General features: G+C 44.2%; 16 protein-coding genes, 1 pseudogene and 1 riboswitch. Of the genes and pseudogenes, 12 read left to right on the top strand and 5 right to left on the bottom strand.

Going from position 1 to position 16,626, the window contains the following annotated elements; genetic code table 11:
- The first annotated feature begins 184 nt into the window (after positions 1–184).
- The 3 genes from AB3112_RS02590 to AB3112_RS02580 all read left to right on the top strand — a co-directional run bounded on the left by AB3112_RS02590 (position 185) and on the right by AB3112_RS02580 (position 2,882).
- Positions 185–658: a hypothetical protein gene (locus tag AB3112_RS02590; RefSeq protein WP_057909447.1), complete on the top strand. Its 474-nt coding sequence runs from the start codon at positions 185–187 to the stop codon at positions 656–658.
- A 190-nt stretch (positions 659–848) separates the two neighbouring features.
- Positions 849–938: riboswitch (TPP riboswitch) on the top strand.
- A gap of 124 nt (positions 939–1,062) precedes the next feature.
- Positions 1,063–2,337, top strand: a complete 1,275-nt coding sequence (locus AB3112_RS02585) for an acetylornithine deacetylase (RefSeq protein WP_057909448.1) — start codon at positions 1,063–1,065, stop codon at positions 2,335–2,337.
- Positions 2,337–2,882: an ECF transporter S component gene (locus tag AB3112_RS02580; RefSeq protein WP_057909449.1), complete on the top strand. Its 546-nt coding sequence runs from the start codon at positions 2,337–2,339 to the stop codon at positions 2,880–2,882. Before AB3112_RS02585 ends, AB3112_RS02580 begins: the two co-directional genes overlap by 1 nt.
- Positions 2,883–2,973: 91 nt before the next feature.
- Here the strand turns inward: AB3112_RS02580 and AB3112_RS02575 are convergent, their stop codons facing one another.
- Together AB3112_RS02575 and AB3112_RS02570 are read right to left on the bottom strand one after the other, a co-directional pair.
- The gene (locus AB3112_RS02575) at positions 2,974–3,582 is read right to left on the bottom strand and encodes an aminodeoxychorismate/anthranilate synthase component II (RefSeq protein ID WP_084973786.1); all 609 of its coding nucleotides are present in this window, start codon (positions 3,580–3,582) and stop codon (positions 2,974–2,976) included.
- The gene (locus AB3112_RS02570) at positions 3,563–5,044 is read right to left on the bottom strand and encodes an anthranilate synthase component I family protein (RefSeq protein ID WP_367333908.1); all 1,482 of its coding nucleotides are present in this window, start codon (positions 5,042–5,044) and stop codon (positions 3,563–3,565) included. The genes AB3112_RS02575 and AB3112_RS02570 overlap by 20 nt, the downstream gene beginning before the upstream one ends.
- 811 nt (positions 5,045–5,855) lie before the next feature.
- Between AB3112_RS02570 and aroF the strand changes: the two genes are divergently transcribed.
- The 3 genes from aroF to AB3112_RS02555 all read left to right on the top strand — a co-directional run bounded on the left by aroF (position 5,856) and on the right by AB3112_RS02555 (position 8,906).
- A complete protein-coding gene (gene aroF, locus AB3112_RS02565) occupies positions 5,856–6,872 on the top strand; it encodes a 3-deoxy-7-phosphoheptulonate synthase (protein WP_084973790.1) in 1,017 nt (338 codons plus the stop codon).
- Entirely contained in the window at positions 6,869–7,948 is a 1,080-nt protein-coding gene (aroB, locus tag AB3112_RS02560) for a 3-dehydroquinate synthase (protein WP_084973792.1), read from the top strand. Before aroF ends, aroB begins: the two co-directional genes overlap by 4 nt.
- A gap of 172 nt (positions 7,949–8,120) precedes the next feature.
- Positions 8,121–8,906, top strand: a complete 786-nt coding sequence (locus AB3112_RS02555) for a hypothetical protein (protein WP_084973794.1) — start codon at positions 8,121–8,123, stop codon at positions 8,904–8,906.
- Positions 8,907–8,957: 51 nt separating this feature from the next.
- On the opposite strand, the gene AB3112_RS02550 is transcribed toward AB3112_RS02555, so the two are convergent.
- Positions 8,958–9,683: a response regulator transcription factor gene (locus AB3112_RS02550; protein WP_179136524.1), complete on the bottom strand. Its 726-nt coding sequence runs from the start codon at positions 9,681–9,683 to the stop codon at positions 8,958–8,960.
- 187 nt (positions 9,684–9,870) lie between these two features.
- Here AB3112_RS02550 and AB3112_RS02545 point away from each other — a divergent pair, with 187 nt between their 5' ends.
- From AB3112_RS02545 to phoU, 6 genes are all read left to right on the top strand, one after another.
- Positions 9,871–10,761 carry a phosphate ABC transporter substrate-binding protein PstS family protein gene (locus AB3112_RS02545; protein WP_057909456.1) on the top strand — a complete coding sequence of 297 codons (891 nt, stop codon included), beginning with the start codon at positions 9,871–9,873 and terminating at the stop codon, positions 10,759–10,761.
- A 189-nt stretch (positions 10,762–10,950) separates the two neighbouring features.
- A complete protein-coding gene (gene pstC / locus AB3112_RS02540) occupies positions 10,951–11,874 on the top strand; it encodes a phosphate ABC transporter permease subunit PstC (RefSeq protein WP_057909457.1) in 924 nt (307 codons plus the stop codon).
- Positions 11,871–12,758: a phosphate ABC transporter permease PstA gene (gene pstA / locus AB3112_RS02535; RefSeq protein ID WP_057909458.1), complete on the top strand. Its 888-nt coding sequence runs from the start codon at positions 11,871–11,873 to the stop codon at positions 12,756–12,758. Before pstC ends, pstA begins: the two co-directional genes overlap by 4 nt.
- Positions 12,759–12,767: 9 nt before the next feature.
- A complete protein-coding gene (gene pstB / locus AB3112_RS02530) occupies positions 12,768–13,562 on the top strand; it encodes a phosphate ABC transporter ATP-binding protein PstB (protein ID WP_065463770.1) in 795 nt (264 codons plus the stop codon).
- A 15-nt stretch (positions 13,563–13,577) separates the two neighbouring features.
- Positions 13,578–14,333: a phosphate ABC transporter ATP-binding protein PstB gene (pstB, locus tag AB3112_RS02525; RefSeq protein WP_084973800.1), complete on the top strand. Its 756-nt coding sequence runs from the start codon at positions 13,578–13,580 to the stop codon at positions 14,331–14,333.
- Positions 14,334–14,347: 14 nt separating this feature from the next.
- Positions 14,348–15,085, top strand: a complete 738-nt coding sequence (phoU, locus tag AB3112_RS02520) for a phosphate signaling complex protein PhoU (protein ID WP_057909461.1) — start codon at positions 14,348–14,350, stop codon at positions 15,083–15,085.
- Between the two features lie 122 nt (positions 15,086–15,207).
- Here phoU and AB3112_RS02515 read toward each other — a convergent pair whose 3' ends face one another.
- On the bottom strand, positions 15,208–16,122 hold the full coding sequence (locus AB3112_RS02515; protein ID WP_367333907.1) for an NADP-dependent oxidoreductase: 915 nt from the start codon (positions 16,120–16,122) through the stop codon (positions 15,208–15,210).
- 110 nt (positions 16,123–16,232) lie between these two features.
- Positions 16,233–16,626: pseudogene (locus AB3112_RS02510) on the bottom strand (MFS transporter); the annotation flags it as partial.

Raw genomic sequence — 16,626 nt, 5'->3', positions numbered from 1 at the left:
GCTCGTCACACTCTCTCAAATTTGCAAAGATTTTCTGAAGATCCCGCAAATTGATCAATCCAATTCACTGCTTTAAGGCTCAATTTAGCTTGTCAACGTATTCTAATGACATCAAATATGAAAGGAGGTTAACTGGATATACCCGCACCACAATTTATCTATAATCGAAAGGGAGTTTTAATTTATGAATATTAAAAAATCATTAATCACATTTGGCGCTGCAGCCGCAATGGTCGCCCCCACACTTTTAGGCAGTGTTGTTGCCAATGCAGCTGTTAATCCAGCACCAAGACAAGCACAAACTAACCACAAACCACAGCAACAAAAGAGCAAACAGGATAACCAAAAATTATCATTGACCTCTCGCGAAAGTGGCAGTCAATATACGAATGACAATTCAGGTTACAATGTGACGGTTAAAGCCACTAATCTGATTAATACCCTGCACTATAACGTTCAAACCTCAACTGATTCTGGTGCTTCAAGCGCAGATCCATTTTCAATCAGCATCTACAAAGATGGCTCACTCTATAAAACAATCAGTTCATCTACTGGGACGTTGAGCGGCAGCTTGTGGGTAGGTTCCGGTACTTACTCAATTAAAGTTTACACATCCAGTGCAGCAAGTCACTGGACTGGTGGATTGGCAACGTCATAGACAAGTAGCCAATCAGAATAAAGTTTTCATCTAGGTCAAAGTTTGCCAGGTATGGGAGTGTCTGGCGAATTTGAAAGAGGATCGGCTAAACGCTGGTCCTCTTTTTGCTGCAGGTCATTGAAAATTGTTTTGACATTTTGGCAAATCGTTATATCATTAAGGCTGTCAAGTAGTTCATTGACGAATTGAATAAAGTAGTCTGGGGTGCCGTATGGCTGAGATAAAACCCATTGAACCTGATGCAGTTAGGACTGTCGAAGGAAGAACGAAAACTTTTTTGTGAGCTAATAGATAATCAGTTAACCAACTTTTTATGCTGTTCCCTCTTTCTTCGATACTGAGAAGAAAGGGGGATTTTTTTGTTGCAGCGCAGTTCAAGTCAATCAAGAATGGAGGCATAAAAATTGGCAACCAAGCAACAGTTACTTCAAGCAGTGGATGAGAATCAAGACCAATTATTGACGCTGCTGGACCGATTAATTTCGTTTGAAACCACGTCACCGCCGGCTCGAAATACGATTGCGATTCAAAAATTTATTGTGGAACAGCTGGCCACCGCTGGCTTTGAGACCAAGCAAACGCCATTTTATCAGGGCGATGAGTTGGTATCCGGACAAAAAGCTGGATCGGATCCTGAACGCTATCATAGCTTATTGCTTAATGGTCACGTTGACGTGGCAACCATTGATCGCGACAGCTGGGACACCGATCCGTTTAAGCTGACGCGGCAAGGGGATGTTTTACTTGGTCGTGGTGTCAGTGACATGAAGGGTGGAATGGCAAGCTTTTTATATGTATTTTCCCTTCTTCATCAATTAGGAATTGAACTGCCTGGGGACCTACGTTTTCAATCGGTCGTTGGTGAAGAGGCTGGTGAAGCCGGAACCAAAACCTTGTTAAAAAATGGCGAAACGGCTGATTTTGCAGTTGTGGGTGACACTTCCAATATGAATTTTCAAGGCCAAGGAGGGGTTATTACCGGCTGGATTACGTTGAAGAGCCCGCACATTTATCATGATGGTAATCGAGCCGCCATGATCAGCACTGGCGGTGGACTAGAGGCTGCTAACATGATTGAAAAAATGGTGGTCGTCATCCAGGCGCTCGAAAAGCTTGAACGTTACTGGGGGATTACCAAGCATTATCCTGGATTTGCACCGGGGATTGATACCATTAACCCCGCGTACATCGAGGGTGGACTTCACCCAGCTTATATCCCGAGTGAAGCCAAACTATGGATTACAGTTCATTTCTACCCCGATGAAAACGTGGACGACATTACCAAAGCCGTTGAAGAACAAGTGATTGCCGCGGCCAAAGCAGATCCGTGGCTACGAGATAATTTACCGACTTTCAGTTGGGGTGGCGATTCACTGTTGGCTGATAAAGGGGAAGTCTTTCCTTCTTTGGAGCTTGATTCGGATCATCCGGGGATGCAAACGCTGGAGCAAAGTTACACCGAAGTAGCCGGACATGCGCCAACGATCAGTATGTCACCATCAGTATCAGATAGTGGCTGGTTTGGGTATTATCACATTCCAGCAGTTGATTTTGGCCCTGGGACAATGGAGCAGGCCCACAGTGATAACGAAAGTCTCAGCTTTCAGCAATTATTAGAATACACCCGCGTCATTGCGGCATTTATATTTGACTGGTGTCATTTAAAGGGAGATCAATGATGAAAAAGAAATTTCAATTACAAGACGTTATTTTACTGGCAATTATTGCGATTGTTTTTGGGGCAATATTTGTTGGAACCGATTATCTCTACAATTTCTTAACGATGGCAATTGGGCCGTTTGCCAATGAAGCCCTGTTTGGATTATGGATTATGGCTGGACCGTTGTCGATTTACCTGGTACGTGTCCCTGGAGCCGCAATTATTGGTGAAGTGCTGGGGGCTGCCGCTGAAGTGATCTTTGGTGGAACCTTTGGCGCCAGCGCCCTTATTTCCGGAATTGTTCAAGGAATTGGGAGTGAACTTGGATTCACGCTTTTGAGATATAAAAACTGGGGTTGGCCAGCGTTGACCACGTCGGCGATCACGACGACGGTTGTGTCATTTGGATATGAACTGTTCCGACTGGGTTATGTCCACTACCATTTGCCAATGATTTTGGCTTTGTTCTCAGTCAGGTTGATTTCAGTCTTCTTGTTCGGAGCAGTCTGTGTTCAAGCCATTTTCAAGATGCTCAGCAGGTCAAAGGTTTTGAAACAAGTATAGCGTCGACTGATAACTAGTATTTTTGTGAATTCAACAATAAAAACAGGTTAGACCGTCTGGGGCCTAACCTGTTTTGCGTCCAGCAGGTAATTTACATGACCGCTGGTTGGCCGTTATGGACATCGACGACTTTCAAAAAATTGCGAATGATTTGTTTGCCGACATCGGGATCCGTCATGATTGATTCGGGGTGAAATTGAACGCCATAAACCATGCGCTGTGGATCACTGATGGCCATAATTTCACCATCGTGGGTCTGAGCGGTCACTAATAAATCTGCGGGGATAGTTGTTCGATCAACGATTAATGAATGGTACCTGGCAGCCTGAAAATGTTCTGGGCAGCCAAGAAATAATGGATCACGTCTCATAAGCTCGACATCAGACGGCTTTCCATGCATGAGTATCGGTGCGTGGGTCACGGTGGCCCCATATGCTTCGGCGATGGCTTGGTGCCCCAGACAAACACCCAGGATTGGGACGCGGCCAAGGAAGGCATCCAGAATTTGTGGCATGTTGCCCGCATCTTCTGGTCTCCCTGGTCCAGGAGAAAGGATGATGCTTTCAGGATTGATTTTCATTAGACTTTCAACGTCAACCCGATCGTTTTTCACAACGGTGATCGGGTCCCTTGTTAGGCTTCCAATCAATTGGTATAGGTTGTATGTGAAACTATCATAGTTATCGATTAAGTAATGCATCAGCAACATCCCCTTTCTCAGAAGTTTCCATTAAGGCTGTAACGATTGACCGAGCTTTATTGTTAAATTCTTGATATTCATGTTTTGGAATGCTATCAGCAACGATTCCGGCAGCCGATCTTACGACCAGATCGGCTCCCTTTCGAAATGCAAGTCGAATCCCAATACACATGTCCAAATCACCATCAAATCCCAAATAACCAAGACAGCCACCATATAAGCCGTGCTTATTGTTTTCAAGTTGGCCAATGATTTGCATGGCAGAGATTTTGGGGGCACCGGATAAAGTTCCGGCTGGTAAAAGTGAATGAATGATATCAACTGACGTCACATTATCGGCGACGGTGCTTTCGACCACTGATCCCATATGCATAACGTTCGAAAACTTCAGTAAATTCCTAAATGCAGTGACTTTCACAGACCCGAACTGACTGACACTCCCCAGGTCATTTCGACCCAGGTCAATTAGCATGTTGTGTTCGGATAGTTCTTTTGGATTATGTTGAAGCTCATCAGCGAAAGCATCATCTTCAACTTTATTTCGCCCCCTCCGTCTGGTTCCGGCCAATGGGTAAGTAAATAACGTTTTATCACGTTTGGTAATCATAGTTTCCGGTGATGCGCCAAGGGTTTCAAAGTCGTCGTGGCGGAAATAAAACTGATAAGGAGAGGGGCTCTGCTGAAATAGCCTTGGTGCGGCGGCAAATAAAGAACCGGTCATCTTGGCGTGCTGAGGATTTGAAAGCTGGACCTGAAAAATATCACCATCTAAGATATGTTTCTTGGCCACCGCCACTTTTTCCGTAAATTCAGGTAGCGAAAATTGGAGCTTGAAGTCGGTCATTGAAAAGGCTGGCAATGCGCTTTGATGGTGAACCCGTTGTATTTCGTGCTGGAGAGTCTGTAATGACGCAATTGTGGCGTCGTACTTCCGATCGAGGTCGGAACTGGCAATGACCCGGGTTAGGGTGACAACCTTGGTCGTATGATTAAAGGCAATTACCTGATCGATTAATAATAGGTCAACATCGTTTAATGCCATGGGATCGGCAACTTCTGGGAGGTGAGCCGAAGTCGCGTATTTAGCGTAGTCGTAGCTGAAGTAACCAACCAAGCCACCATTAAACGGCGGTAAATCAGCTAACTTCGGTGTTTTGTTGTTGGCTAAAATTCGCTCCAATACGGGTTTTAAAGGAATTGTTTCATGTGAAACATTCCCCAAATAATCGGTCGTTGTCAATCTGCCGTTACGGTAAGTCAGCGCCATCCTTGGATTGAGTCCAATAAAAGAATAACCGTCTTCTGTTTTCTTGGGCTGCCCCGTTAGTAAAAAGCAGGGCTTGTCAGGTTGATCAAAAGCTTGGGTAATTGCAATCGGATCAAAATCAGTCATTTGAAACTGAATCGAAATTGGTATAGCTGGAAAAGATTGCGTAAATTGATGTAATTGTTTAATATTCATTGAAATGGCCTCCAAATTATTCTGTCGTTTCTGAAATTAACAACGTTGGAATTGCCATCGTTTTCCTACTGTTTTCATAAAATACCCTCCGTAATTTCAATAAAAAAATCCGCCCATCACAAACCAATTGTTTGTAAAGGACGGATTTTCCGCGGTGCCACCTTCATTTGATTGATTGGCACAGACAGCCTGAAGTACAGTCTATCTGCCAATTAATCACGCTTAGCAAGGGACCAACATCCCTCCGGTAACTGACGTATACCAACACGTTTCTTCGTACTTTGATTCGGAAGAACCCTCAGTGGTCCATTTAACTGCCTGCGTTCGGCCGCATTCTCAGCGATAGCGACTCTCTTAACGTGCACAACAATCTTGATCTCCACTTCAACGGTTTATTTTGGACGGATATTTAATTGTCATTTAAATTACGCTCATTATGAGAAAATGTCAAGAAAATTAAAATATCAAAGTTGGGGGTTGACACTTTCTGGAATTCATTATATGCTCTATGCAATTAAAATTTAACTTTCTTAGGAGACTCTAATCATGATAAAAATTAATTCAAAAATTAATCGATTTTATTACTATTGGTACGCTTAGTGTTCACACCGGACAGGATGTGGGCACTTCCTCACATCCTGTGCGGCCAATAGTAGTTCATCATGATTACTTACTTCGGTCACACAGTTATTTTCAAAAATACTGCGGGACCAATTTTTTTACCCAAAATTCTGACTCCCGCGGTGTTGTATACGCTGCGGGAGTTTTATTTTATTTATAACTTGGGCAAACACACAAAGGAGATCATACTATGATTATTGTAATTAAGAACGGGCACGAAAATATTATTGACGAAATTAAGAATCGCTTCACCGATACGAACGAGGTTTTTGTTCATAACAATCGGGTTGCCCTTCAGGGTGTCAGTGAAAAAGACCTGAATGCTGAAGAAAAAGCCGCAATTGACTTAATTATTGATAATGTGCCAGCCGCAGTTCAAGGCAGTCGATTATTCCACCCTGAGGATACGGTTGTCACCACACCACACAGCGTCATTGGCGGTGATCATTTCACAATGATGGCTGGCCCATGTTCCGTTGAATCGGCTGAACATGTTATGAAGATGGCCAAGGTTGCCAAGAGCGGCGGCGCGACTGTATTGCGTGGTGGGGCCTTCAAACCACGGACTTCCCCATACTCATTCCAAGGATTAGGCGAGGATGGTTTGAAATTTCTCAGAGCGGCCGCAGATGCATTTGATATGGACGTTTTGACTGAGGTCATGGATGAAGATCATGTTCCGATGGTTGAGAAGTACACGGATATTTTCCAAATTGGTGCCAGAAACATGCAGAACTTCTCACTTTTAAAGGCAGTTGGTAAAACTCAGACTCCAGTAATGCTAAAACGCGGAATGTCTGCTACGATTGATGATATCTTAAATGCGGCTGAGTACATCGCGGCTGGTGGGAACCATAATATTATCATTACAGAACGCGGAATTCGGACGTTTGATAACAAATACACGCGAAACACCCTTGATGTCGGCGCCGTACCCGTTTTGCAAAAGTTAACCCACTACCCAGTGATTGTTGACCCAAGTCACGCTGCCGGCCACACGGAATTTGTGACACCGGAAGCTATGGCAGGCGTTGCCGTTGGCGCAAGCGGCTTGGTTGTTGAAATTCACGATGATCCTGCTCACGCATTCTCTGATGGTGCTCAAGCACTCAAGCCTGATGAATACCGCGCAATGGCACAGCAAGCCTTTGCCATTCGTCAGGTAATTACCACCCCAATCCAAGAAAAAAGTGAGGTCAAGTTATGAAAATAATCAAAGTAGAATTACCCGATCATTCCTACAATGTTGAAATTGCCAGTGGCATCCTGGGCTGTACAGGACAACTCGTATCCAGCGTGTGGTCTAAACGAAAAATCGCGTTGGTTAGTGATAGTAATGTCGCACCGCTTTACCAGGCACAGGTCGCTGAAGCGCTTGAAGCCGTTGGATTCACGGTTCATGAATACCAATTCCCAGCGGGTGAAGCATCTAAATCGTTGGAAGTTTTAGCTGATCTTGCCCGGCAGATGGCGGCTGACAGTTTTAATCGCGATGATGGTGTCATTGCACTGGGCGGTGGCGTGACTGGTGATTTGGCCGGATTCTTGGCTGCCACTTACATGCGCGGGATTGGCTTAATACAAATGCCAACCTCATTGTTGGCCCAAGTTGACAGCTCAGTTGGCGGCAAGACGGCCGTTGATTTGGATGCTACCAAGAACATTGTTGGGTCGTTCTACCAACCGGATTTGGTTATCATTGATCCGGACACTTTAAAAACACTGAAAACGCGCGACTTGGTTGAGGGTTACGGTGAAATTGTGAAGGTGGCGGCCTTATCTGATGGTGACCTGTGGAACTTGGTTAAATCCATTAACTCACCAGAAGAAATTTTAGCAAACGCTGAAGAGTTAAGCATTCACTCAGTTCAGTACAAGACGGATATTGTGATGGGTGATGAAAAAGAGGGCGGCCTGCGCCAATTACTGAACTATGGTCATACCATTGGTCATGCAGTTGAAGCGTTGGCAGAGGGCGGTTTACGTCACGGAGAAGCCGTCAGCATTGGCATGATTGCAATCCAACAAATTTTTGAGGATAAAGAATTAGCCGTGCCGGGAATTACCCAAGAATTACGTGAGCGCTTGGAGGCGGTCGGCTTACCCGTTACGTCGGATCTGCTGAATTCCGACGAAGTCTTTGATAAAATCAAAAACGACAAAAAGAATCGTGATGGCCATCTAAGCTTAATTTATGTTCATAAAATTGGCGGACCGGTTATTAAATCAATTCCAAGTGACCAGATTCAAGAATTCCTTGGGATCAAGACGGTCAAAGCCTGATGTTTCATGTGAAACAATTAAATGAACTGAGAAACACCAAGGATTTTGCTTGTCCTTGGTGTTTTTTTGTTGGGCTGGAAAGTATTTGCCGAAGCTCTTTTTTGTCCACGTTGGCGAAAAAGCGTAAACTAATATTGAAATGATTTTTAGGTTGAAAAGGGAGGCGGAGTAAGTGGCTAAATCCCGTCCGCGAGAACAAGCATATGAATTTACAGATAAGCCTTCCTACCGTGAATGGCTGATTGAAACGGTTCGAGCTGCCTTACCGGACGGTTTGGAACTGGCTGCCAGCAATTATGCACGCTCGACTGCCAGTTCCTACTGGTTAATTAAAGGCTTTGATACGCAAGGTCAGGTCTATTGGATAACACTGCGAGTGGCAACCCATCCGCTTTGGCTGCGACATGCCCACCAGATTGAAGTTCTCTGGGAAGAGCCGGGAACTTTTGGTGATTTGTTCAATGCCGTTTCGAACAGTCTGCATCCCATTACGGTTCAAGAAGCCAGGTTTACCCTTAGTCCATTAGATATCGCAGTTCTCAATTTGCTTATTACCCTGGAACATCATAAGCTCATTTGGTTCATTCGAATGATTCCAGATATTGCGCACGCACACAAAGATAAGGCTTTTGATCTGAAGACCGACTTTCTTAATTGTGAGTTGCTTCTTGGTGACCGCAATAACGCAAATAACCTGTTGTTACCAATTGAAGTGCCACGACTTCAAAAAAAGCTGGCAACCTTCTTTGGTGAAAATTTACTGTTTTCACAGTTCACCAAACATTCTTTACTTAAATTATTGCCGACCAATCAATGGCTTGAACCGATACTTGATGAACAGGGAAACGATGGTGAATGGGAAGATGAAATCCGTGCCGCGTATGGTCAAACCTTTGTGAATACATGCCAGAAGTTACTGAAGCATCAGGAAAAAGTGTATGAGAAGCGTCCTTCATGATTCGCTGACTGGCTTAAATTCTGGGATCAAAACGCCTGTTGGCCCACTCTCCTAATTAACTTGAGACTTCTCAGCGCCACTATTTTTGAACAAATACCCAAATCCTCGGATGGTTGTTAACATCTGGGGATTTTTTGGTTCAATCTCGATTTTCTTTCGTAAGTTACTGATGTGGGTATCAATGATTCTCAGGGTCGCGCCCGTGGTATTACCCCACACCGCTGAGGCAATCTGGGTTCGACTAAGGACGGTGTTGGAATTGCTGACAAAGAATAGTAGCAATTTATATTCAATTGGACTTAAATTAAGCTTCTTTCGACCGTTATTAACCTCGAATTTGCTTAGGTCAATGACCAGGTGGCCGACGCGCAAACTTTCTGACTCTTGGCTTTGCTGATTGAGCTGGAGGTTGTCTTTATTTTGATAGACCCAAATCTTTTGAATGATCCGCGCGATCATTTCGCTTAACGGGGCGTTATGGATGTAGTCATCCAGATGGTCATCCAAAAAATAAGAACAGATTGTTTCAATTGGGCGTGTCTGCTCATCTAATAATAGGATGGGTCCGGCAATTTGGCTTCGTAAAATTTGTAACTCCGAGGAATTTTGTGGCAACTCAGTGGTATTCAAGTCCCAGACAATTCCGGAAACCTGTTGAAGTAAATGGTCAAGTGGTTCAAAAGACACTCTGGTGTTAATTTGATAGGCGGCAAGCTGCTTTTCAAGCTGACCCGCTAGTTTTAAATTTTGGCTGATCAATAAGATTTCCAATGGCATCCGGTCTTCCTCCATATTAGATAAATAGTTTACATCTTAAGTTATGCCATACTTTTCGATAAAAATGGCCACTTTTACGTTACTTTTACATAAACGAAACTCGATATTTACATGCTGTTGTTATATTGAGAATGTACTTAAATGAGTACTAAAAAAACTTGGGTTTTCATTAGGAGGAAATCGAATTATGAAAAAAAGATCCTTTTTTTCAACTATTGTAGCAATGACAGCTGTGGGGGTATTACTAACTGGATGTGGGTCGAGCAGTTCGAAGTCAAAGAAGTCTTCAGCTGATTCTAACGTTAAAATTACCGCCGTTGGTTCCACTGCCTTACAACCATTAGTTGAACAAGCAGCAAGCAATTATCAAAAAGCAAATAAAGGCGTTAACATTTCCGTTCAAGGTGGCGGTTCAGGTACCGGATTAAGCCAAGTTCAAACCGGCGCCGTTCAAATTGGTAACTCAGACATCTTCGCTGAACAGCAAGATGGTATCAAAGCAAAAGAATTGGTTGACCACCAAGTTGCCGTTGTTGGTATGACACCAGTTGTTAATAAGGATGTCAGCGTCAGCAATTTGACCATGGCACAATTAAAAGGAATCTTCACTGGTAAATATACCAACTGGAAACAAGTTGGCGGCAAGAATGAAAAGATCACCGTTGTTAACCGTGCCCAAGGTTCAGGTACTCGTGCCACATTCGAATCAGCCGTTCTTGAAGGTGCCAAGGCAGTTAAAGCCCAGGAACAAGATTCAAACGGAACTGTTCAAAAGATCGTTTCAAGCACCCCTGGTACCATCAGTTACTTAGCCTTCTCATACGTTAACAACAAGCTTAAAGCCTTATCAGTTAACAACGTCAAACCAACTGATGCCAATGTCACAACCAACAAATGGAAGATCTGGTCATATGAACATATGTACACTAAGGGTCAACCAAACAAAGCGACCAAGAAATTCTTGAACTACATGGACTCAAGCAAGGTTCAAGACAGCTTGGTTCAAAAACTTGGTTACATCAGTATTCATGATATGAAAGTAACTAAGAATGCAAGTAACGCGGTTAGCGAAAAATAATGATTCAAGATCTGGAGATACGTTTAAACGTACTCGAAACATATTTCAAACTCACTAGGTAAAAGCAACGTAACGCTACAATAAAACAGTCAACATCAATCGAAGGCTGAAGGCAAATCAAATGCCTCCAGCCTTCCTCAAGTTAAGGTACTCATTTAAATTTCGAATAACCAAATTAGGAGGTTAATCATGGATGAAATCAAACGTGATCTTCAAAATCCATCAAAGGCAACTCATGAAGATTTATTCGGTAAAGGCATCACCTATATCTGTATCGGATTCGTGAGCTTGCTCGTTATTTCCATTCTGTATTTTATTACGACAAGGGGGCTTGCAACCTTCACGGTTAACCATGTGAGTCTCTGGAAGTTCTTATCAGGGACAACTTGGAACCCGTCATTGCTGGATAAACATGGTAATCCGGAAATTGGCGCACTTCCGATGATCGTGACGTCATTTAGCGTGACGGTGCTGGCGGCCGTTGTTGCCACGCCGTTTGCGTTGGGGGTCGCGCTTTTCATGACAGAAATTGCCCCTGAAAAAGGGTCTAAGATCTTACAACCAGTTATTGAACTGCTGGTTGGAATCCCCTCCGTTGTTTATGGATTTATTGGCCTTTCAGTCATTGTTCCGTTGATCCGTCACGCATTTGGCGGAACGGGCTTTGGGATTCTTGCCGGGACACTGGTTCTCTTCGTCATGGTGCTCCCAACCATTACATCGATGTCCGTCGACAGTATTAAAGCCGTTCCGATGTTTTATCGTTCAGCATCATTAGCGCTTGGAGCAACCAGATGGCAGACGATTTACAAAGTCGTTCTCCGATCGGCCACCCCAGGAATCCTAACCGCCATCATTTTTGGAATGTCACGCGCATTTGGTGAAGCCCTTGCCGTCCAAATGGTGATTGGAAACGCCGTCTTGATGCCACATGGATTATTAACACCATCGTCAACTCTGACGAGTCAGTTAACCACCGGAATTGGGAATACGACTATGGGCACGCTGCCAAACAACGCGCTTTGGTCGCTTGCGCTCATTCTTCTGCTGATGTCATTGGTCTTTAACATCTTGGTTCGAGTAATTGGAAAGCGAGGCAGTCTGAAAAAATGAATTCAAAAACAAGCAATAACATTGCAACCGGCATTATTTATTTTTTGGTCGCCTGCGTTTTAGCAATTCTGGTCTTTTTACTTGGCTATATTCTGATTACCGGGGTACCCCATATTTCATGGCATTTCTTAACGTCACCTGCCCAGTCGTTTGCTGCCGGTGGTGGGATTCGCGATCAGTTGTTTAACTCACTGTACTTGTTGGTCTTAACATTGATTATCTCGTTTCCAATTGCCTTAGGTTCTGGCATTTATTTATCCGAATATGCACCAATCAATTGGGTAACAAGTGTGGTTAGAACGGCCGTTGAGGTTTTAAGTTCATTGCCTTCAGTGGTTGTGGGCCTGTTTGGATTCTTGTTATTCGTTGTTAATTTCCACATGGGGTTTTCAATTCTTGCAGGTGCGATTGCGTTGACATTCTTCAACTTACCGCTGCTGACAAGAAGTATTGAAGAATCACTTCAAGATGTATCCCAGCTGCAGCGTGAGGCCGGCTTATCACTGGGCTTATCGCGCTGGCGAACGATTACCGGAATTGTCCTTCCAGCCGCACTTCCCGGAATTTTAACCGGGATTATCCTAAGCGCCGGTCGGGTGTTTGGTGAAGCCGCTGCCTTGATTTACACGGCCGGACAAAGTGCCCCAACGGTTAACTACGGCGACTGGAACCCAATGGATAGTGCCAGCTTCTTGAACTTTATGCGACCTGCCGAAACGCTGGCTGTTCATATTTGGAAGGTGAACACGGAAGGGGTTACCCCTGATGCTGCATCGATTTCAAGCGGCGCTTCAGCCGTCTTAATCGTCGTTATTCTGTTATTTAACTTATTGGCTCGAATGCTCGGCCGCTGGTTATACAAACGCATGACGGCAACGAAGTAGGAGATTATTATGCAAGAATATGACTATAATCAAACGCACATTATTGATATTCCACTCGAAAAAGCAATGACCACCGATAATTTACAGGTGTTTTATGGTGACAACCATGCGATGCATGACGCAACGCTGGCGTTTCCGCGACACCGGATTACCGCGTTAATCGGGGCCTCTGGATCCGGTAAATCAACGTATCTACGTTGTCTCAACCGGATGAATGACCGGATTGCGATGGTTCAGGGCAAAATTATGTATCGAGGATTGGATATCAACTCTAAAAATATCAATGTCTATGAAGTCCGAAAGCACATTAACATGGTGTTTCAACGCCCTAACCCATTTGCCAAATCAATCCGTGAAAACATTACGTTCGCGTTGAAACGAAATGGTATCAAGGATAAAGCCGAGCTCAATCAGCGGGTTGAAGAAAGCTTAAAGGCGGCCGCACTTTGGGATGAAGTTAAAGACGATCTTGATAAAAGTGCTTTAGCTCTATCCGGTGGTCAGGCGCAACGGTTGTGTATTGCCCGATGCGTGGCAATGAAGCCCGACATTTTATTGCTGGATGAACCAGCCAGTGCGCTGGATCCAATTTCTACTGCAAAAATCGAGGAAACCTTGATGCAACTACGAGAAAATTATTCGATTATCATTGTGACCCATAACATGCAGCAAGCGTCACGGATTGCGGATTACACGGCTTTCTTCCATATGGGTCACGTTCTTGAATATGACGTCACTGAGAAGATATTTACAACACCACAAATCAAAGCAACTGAAGATTATATCTCCGGCAACTTTGGATAAAAAGGGGAATGGACAATGCCAAAGATAATTACAAGTAATGACGTCCATTTGAGTTATGGCTCAAAAGAAGCCCTTCACGGAATCAGTTTGGATTTTGAAGAGCACGAAATTACGGCGCTGATTGGCCCATCCGGATGTGGAAAATCAACGTACTTGAGATGCCTGAACAGGATGAACGATTTAATCAAAGGAGTCACAATTACCGGTTCGATGAAGCTTGAAGACCAGGACATTTATGCACCTGGCGTCGACATTGTTGATCTCCGAAAGCGCGTCGGAATGGTGTTTCAACAGCCTAATCCGTTTCCGTTTAGTGTTTATGAAAACGTGGCTTACGGCTTGCGGTTAGCGGGCGAAAAGGACAAACACGTCCTGGATGAACGGGTTGAGACCAGCCTAAAGCAGGCAGCAATTTGGAATGAGGTTAAGGATCATCTATATGAAAACGCGCTGTCCTTTTCAGGCGGTCAGCAACAACGAATCTGTGTTGCCCGGGTGCTGGCTGTTCAACCGGAAGTGGTACTCTTAGACGAACCAACCAGTGCTTTGGATCCAATTTCAAGTGCCAAAATTGAAGATACGTTGTTAAATATCCGGGATGAATACACGATTATTATCGTGACTCATAACATGCAGCAAGCTTCACGAATTTCGGATAAAACAGCATTCTTGCTGAACGGTGACTTGGTTGAGTTCAGTAAGACCGAGAAAATGTTTATCCACCCCGATGACGAAAAAACCAGTGATTACCTAAACGGAAAGTTTGGCTAGGAGGATTATAAACGATGAGAGAATTATTTGATGATGAGTTAAAAAAGCTGCACGGCCGATTTGTGGAAATGGGTCTGACGATTAGTGAACAGATTTATAAATCCACGACAGCGTTTATTGAACATGACAAGAAAATGGCTCAATCTGTTATTGATGAAGATGTTCAAACTAATACAGATGAAATGAAACTGGAAAAGCAAGCTTTGAGTTTGATTGCCCTTCAGCAGCCGGTTGCGACGGATTTTCGAGTGATTATCAGTATTTTGAAGGCCAGTTCTGATTTGGAACGAATTGGCGACCATGCTGTCAGCATTGCTCGTGAAACAATTCGGGTGAAGGGAAATCCGCGAATTCCCAAGGTGGAAAAATCAATTGCAAAGATGACTGAAGAAGTTCGTCACATGTTGGAAAGCGCGTTGGAAGCTTACGTTAAAAGCGATGCTGATGGTGCCAAGAGTCTTTCTGACAACGATGTCAAAGTTGATGAGCAGTATCTGTTAATCCGAGATGAAATTACCGACGCGGTTCAATCGGATACGGCAACGGTAACGGCAAGTTCGAGTTACTTCATGGTTATTAAGCTGCTGGAACGAATTGGCGATCACGTTGTTAACCTGGCTGAATGGATTGTATACTCAGCTGCCGGACAGATTGTGGAATTAAATCCCGGCAAATCAAATCCGGAGCTAGTCGACAAGTTGTATTCAGAGGCAATTGTGAAAGACAAGCAAAAAGGTAAGGATAGCAAATAGGCGTGTGACTCAAAAAGAGGCCGGAAATCCGCATTAACTGCGAGTTTCCGGCCTCTATTTTTTTGATAAAATTGTGGAATATTACGTGGTACCGACAATTCGACCATCGTACCCAAAATCGATTATTTAGCAATCACAATTCTGCCGGCATGTTTTGAATCCAGAAGTTGATGTCCTTTAATCACACTATCCAATGTGAATGGAAGCTTGTAGCCGATTCGAATCTTAAGTTTACCTGCTGTCATCAGTTCAAGCATGGCAGTTAGGGCATCATCGTCCGAAATTTCTTGGGTCGGGTGAATGTGGTTGAAATGAACATCCTTATCCGTTGGGGGATCCCCGTCGGCGACACTTGCAATAATACCGCCATCTTTAACGATTTTAACGTCACTTTCATAGCCGTTACCGTTTAACGCCGCATCAATGACAACGTCGGCAGTATCTGCCAGCGTTTCGGATGGGTCCTCCCTGTCGTAAGCGACGTATTGATCAATGCCAAGGGACTTAACATATTCTTCATTTTTACTGGAACCCACACCAATGACTTTGGCACCGATATCCAAGGCAATTTGAGCCGCCAGTGATCCCACACCACCGGAGGCACCTTTAACAACCACCGTTTGTCCGGGTTGAACCTTTCCAAATAAATGAATCCCCTTGTAGGCCGCCAATCCGGGAGTCACGATTGCAGCTGCTGCAATGTAGGGAACACCGCTTGGAATTAACACGGTATTTGAGTCCTCACCGACTGAATACTCAGCGTACGAATGATGACCATGTGCCACCACGCGGTCACCGATATCAAAGTCGGTTACGTCTTCTCCGACGCGTTCCACAAAGCCGGCAACATCTCTTCCGGGAATAATCCGGTGATCCGTTGGTTTCAACTTTCCAGCCCGCTGCATTGCTTCAAAATTATTTAAGTTGAATGCTTCTGTTTTGATCAGAATCTGGTTGGACTTAATTTCTGGGGTTGGTAATTCATACTCTTGAAATACCTCTGGGCCGCCGTTTTGTTCGTAACCGAATGCTTTCATCAGAATCGCTCCTTTTTAGTCATATCTATAAACTCAGTTTAATTCATATGCATGTGAAAGCAATTAATTTGATGTTTAAATTTCAGTGTTGACGGCATTGAAAGCGCTTATTAGACTTGGCGTGCCCGTTTGCGAACGGCATGGTTGAGTAAGAATAAGAATCCCAAGGAGATGATGGCGTAGACCACTGAGCCAATACTAATCCTGTCCAACCCAACAACGCTTACCAGACTCGACGCGGTCGCAGAGCCCAGTGAGATTCCGAAATTGAAGAAGATTGAACTTAAAGATGAGGCAAACACCAATGATTGGGGGTATTCGGTCTCGGCAAGGTTGAGGAAATGAATTTGGATGGGTGAATTGATGATGGTGACAATTAACGTCAAGATCAGCATGATTAAGAGGCCGGCAATTTTGCTATGGAGCGCAAACGGAAAGACGGCGAGTAACGCAATATCGGCGACGTAAAAGAGTGGGGCTTTTTGAAGACTATCGGGCTTTTCG

The sequence above is a fragment of the Lentilactobacillus sp. genome (assembly GCF_040773105.1).
In the GTDB taxonomy this organism is placed as follows: domain Bacteria; phylum Bacillota; class Bacilli; order Lactobacillales; family Lactobacillaceae; genus Lentilactobacillus; species Lentilactobacillus parabuchneri.
The sequence above is the reverse complement of the archived record's forward strand: the minus strand, read 5'-3'. Positions and strand labels throughout refer to the sequence as shown.

Coding starts and splice junctions, on each gene's coding strand:
- AB3112_RS02515 (WP_367333907.1), bottom strand. CDS start 16,122: ATGAAAGCATTCGGTTACGAACAAAACGGCGGCCCAGAGGTATTTCAA.
- AB3112_RS02590 (WP_057909447.1), top strand. CDS start 185: ATGAATATTAAAAAATCATTAATCACATTTGGCGCTGCAGCCGCAATG.
- aroF (WP_084973790.1), top strand. CDS start 5,856: ATGATTATTGTAATTAAGAACGGGCACGAAAATATTATTGACGAAATT.
- AB3112_RS02545 (WP_057909456.1), top strand. CDS start 9,871: ATGAAAAAAAGATCCTTTTTTTCAACTATTGTAGCAATGACAGCTGTG.
- aroB (WP_084973792.1), top strand. CDS start 6,869: ATGAAAATAATCAAAGTAGAATTACCCGATCATTCCTACAATGTTGAA.
- AB3112_RS02550 (WP_179136524.1), bottom strand. CDS start 9,683: ATGCCATTGGAAATCTTATTGATCAGCCAAAATTTAAAACTAGCGGGT.
- AB3112_RS02580 (WP_057909449.1), top strand. CDS start 2,337: ATGAAAAAGAAATTTCAATTACAAGACGTTATTTTACTGGCAATTATT.
- pstC (WP_057909457.1), top strand. CDS start 10,951: ATGGATGAAATCAAACGTGATCTTCAAAATCCATCAAAGGCAACTCAT.
- AB3112_RS02570 (WP_367333908.1), bottom strand. CDS start 5,044: ATGAATATTAAACAATTACATCAATTTACGCAATCTTTTCCAGCTATA.
- pstA (WP_057909458.1), top strand. CDS start 11,871: ATGAATTCAAAAACAAGCAATAACATTGCAACCGGCATTATTTATTTT.
- pstB (WP_084973800.1), top strand. CDS start 13,578: ATGCCAAAGATAATTACAAGTAATGACGTCCATTTGAGTTATGGCTCA.
- phoU (WP_057909461.1), top strand. CDS start 14,348: ATGAGAGAATTATTTGATGATGAGTTAAAAAAGCTGCACGGCCGATTT.
- pstB (WP_065463770.1), top strand. CDS start 12,768: ATGCAAGAATATGACTATAATCAAACGCACATTATTGATATTCCACTC.
- AB3112_RS02575 (WP_084973786.1), bottom strand. CDS start 3,582: ATGCATTACTTAATCGATAACTATGATAGTTTCACATACAACCTATAC.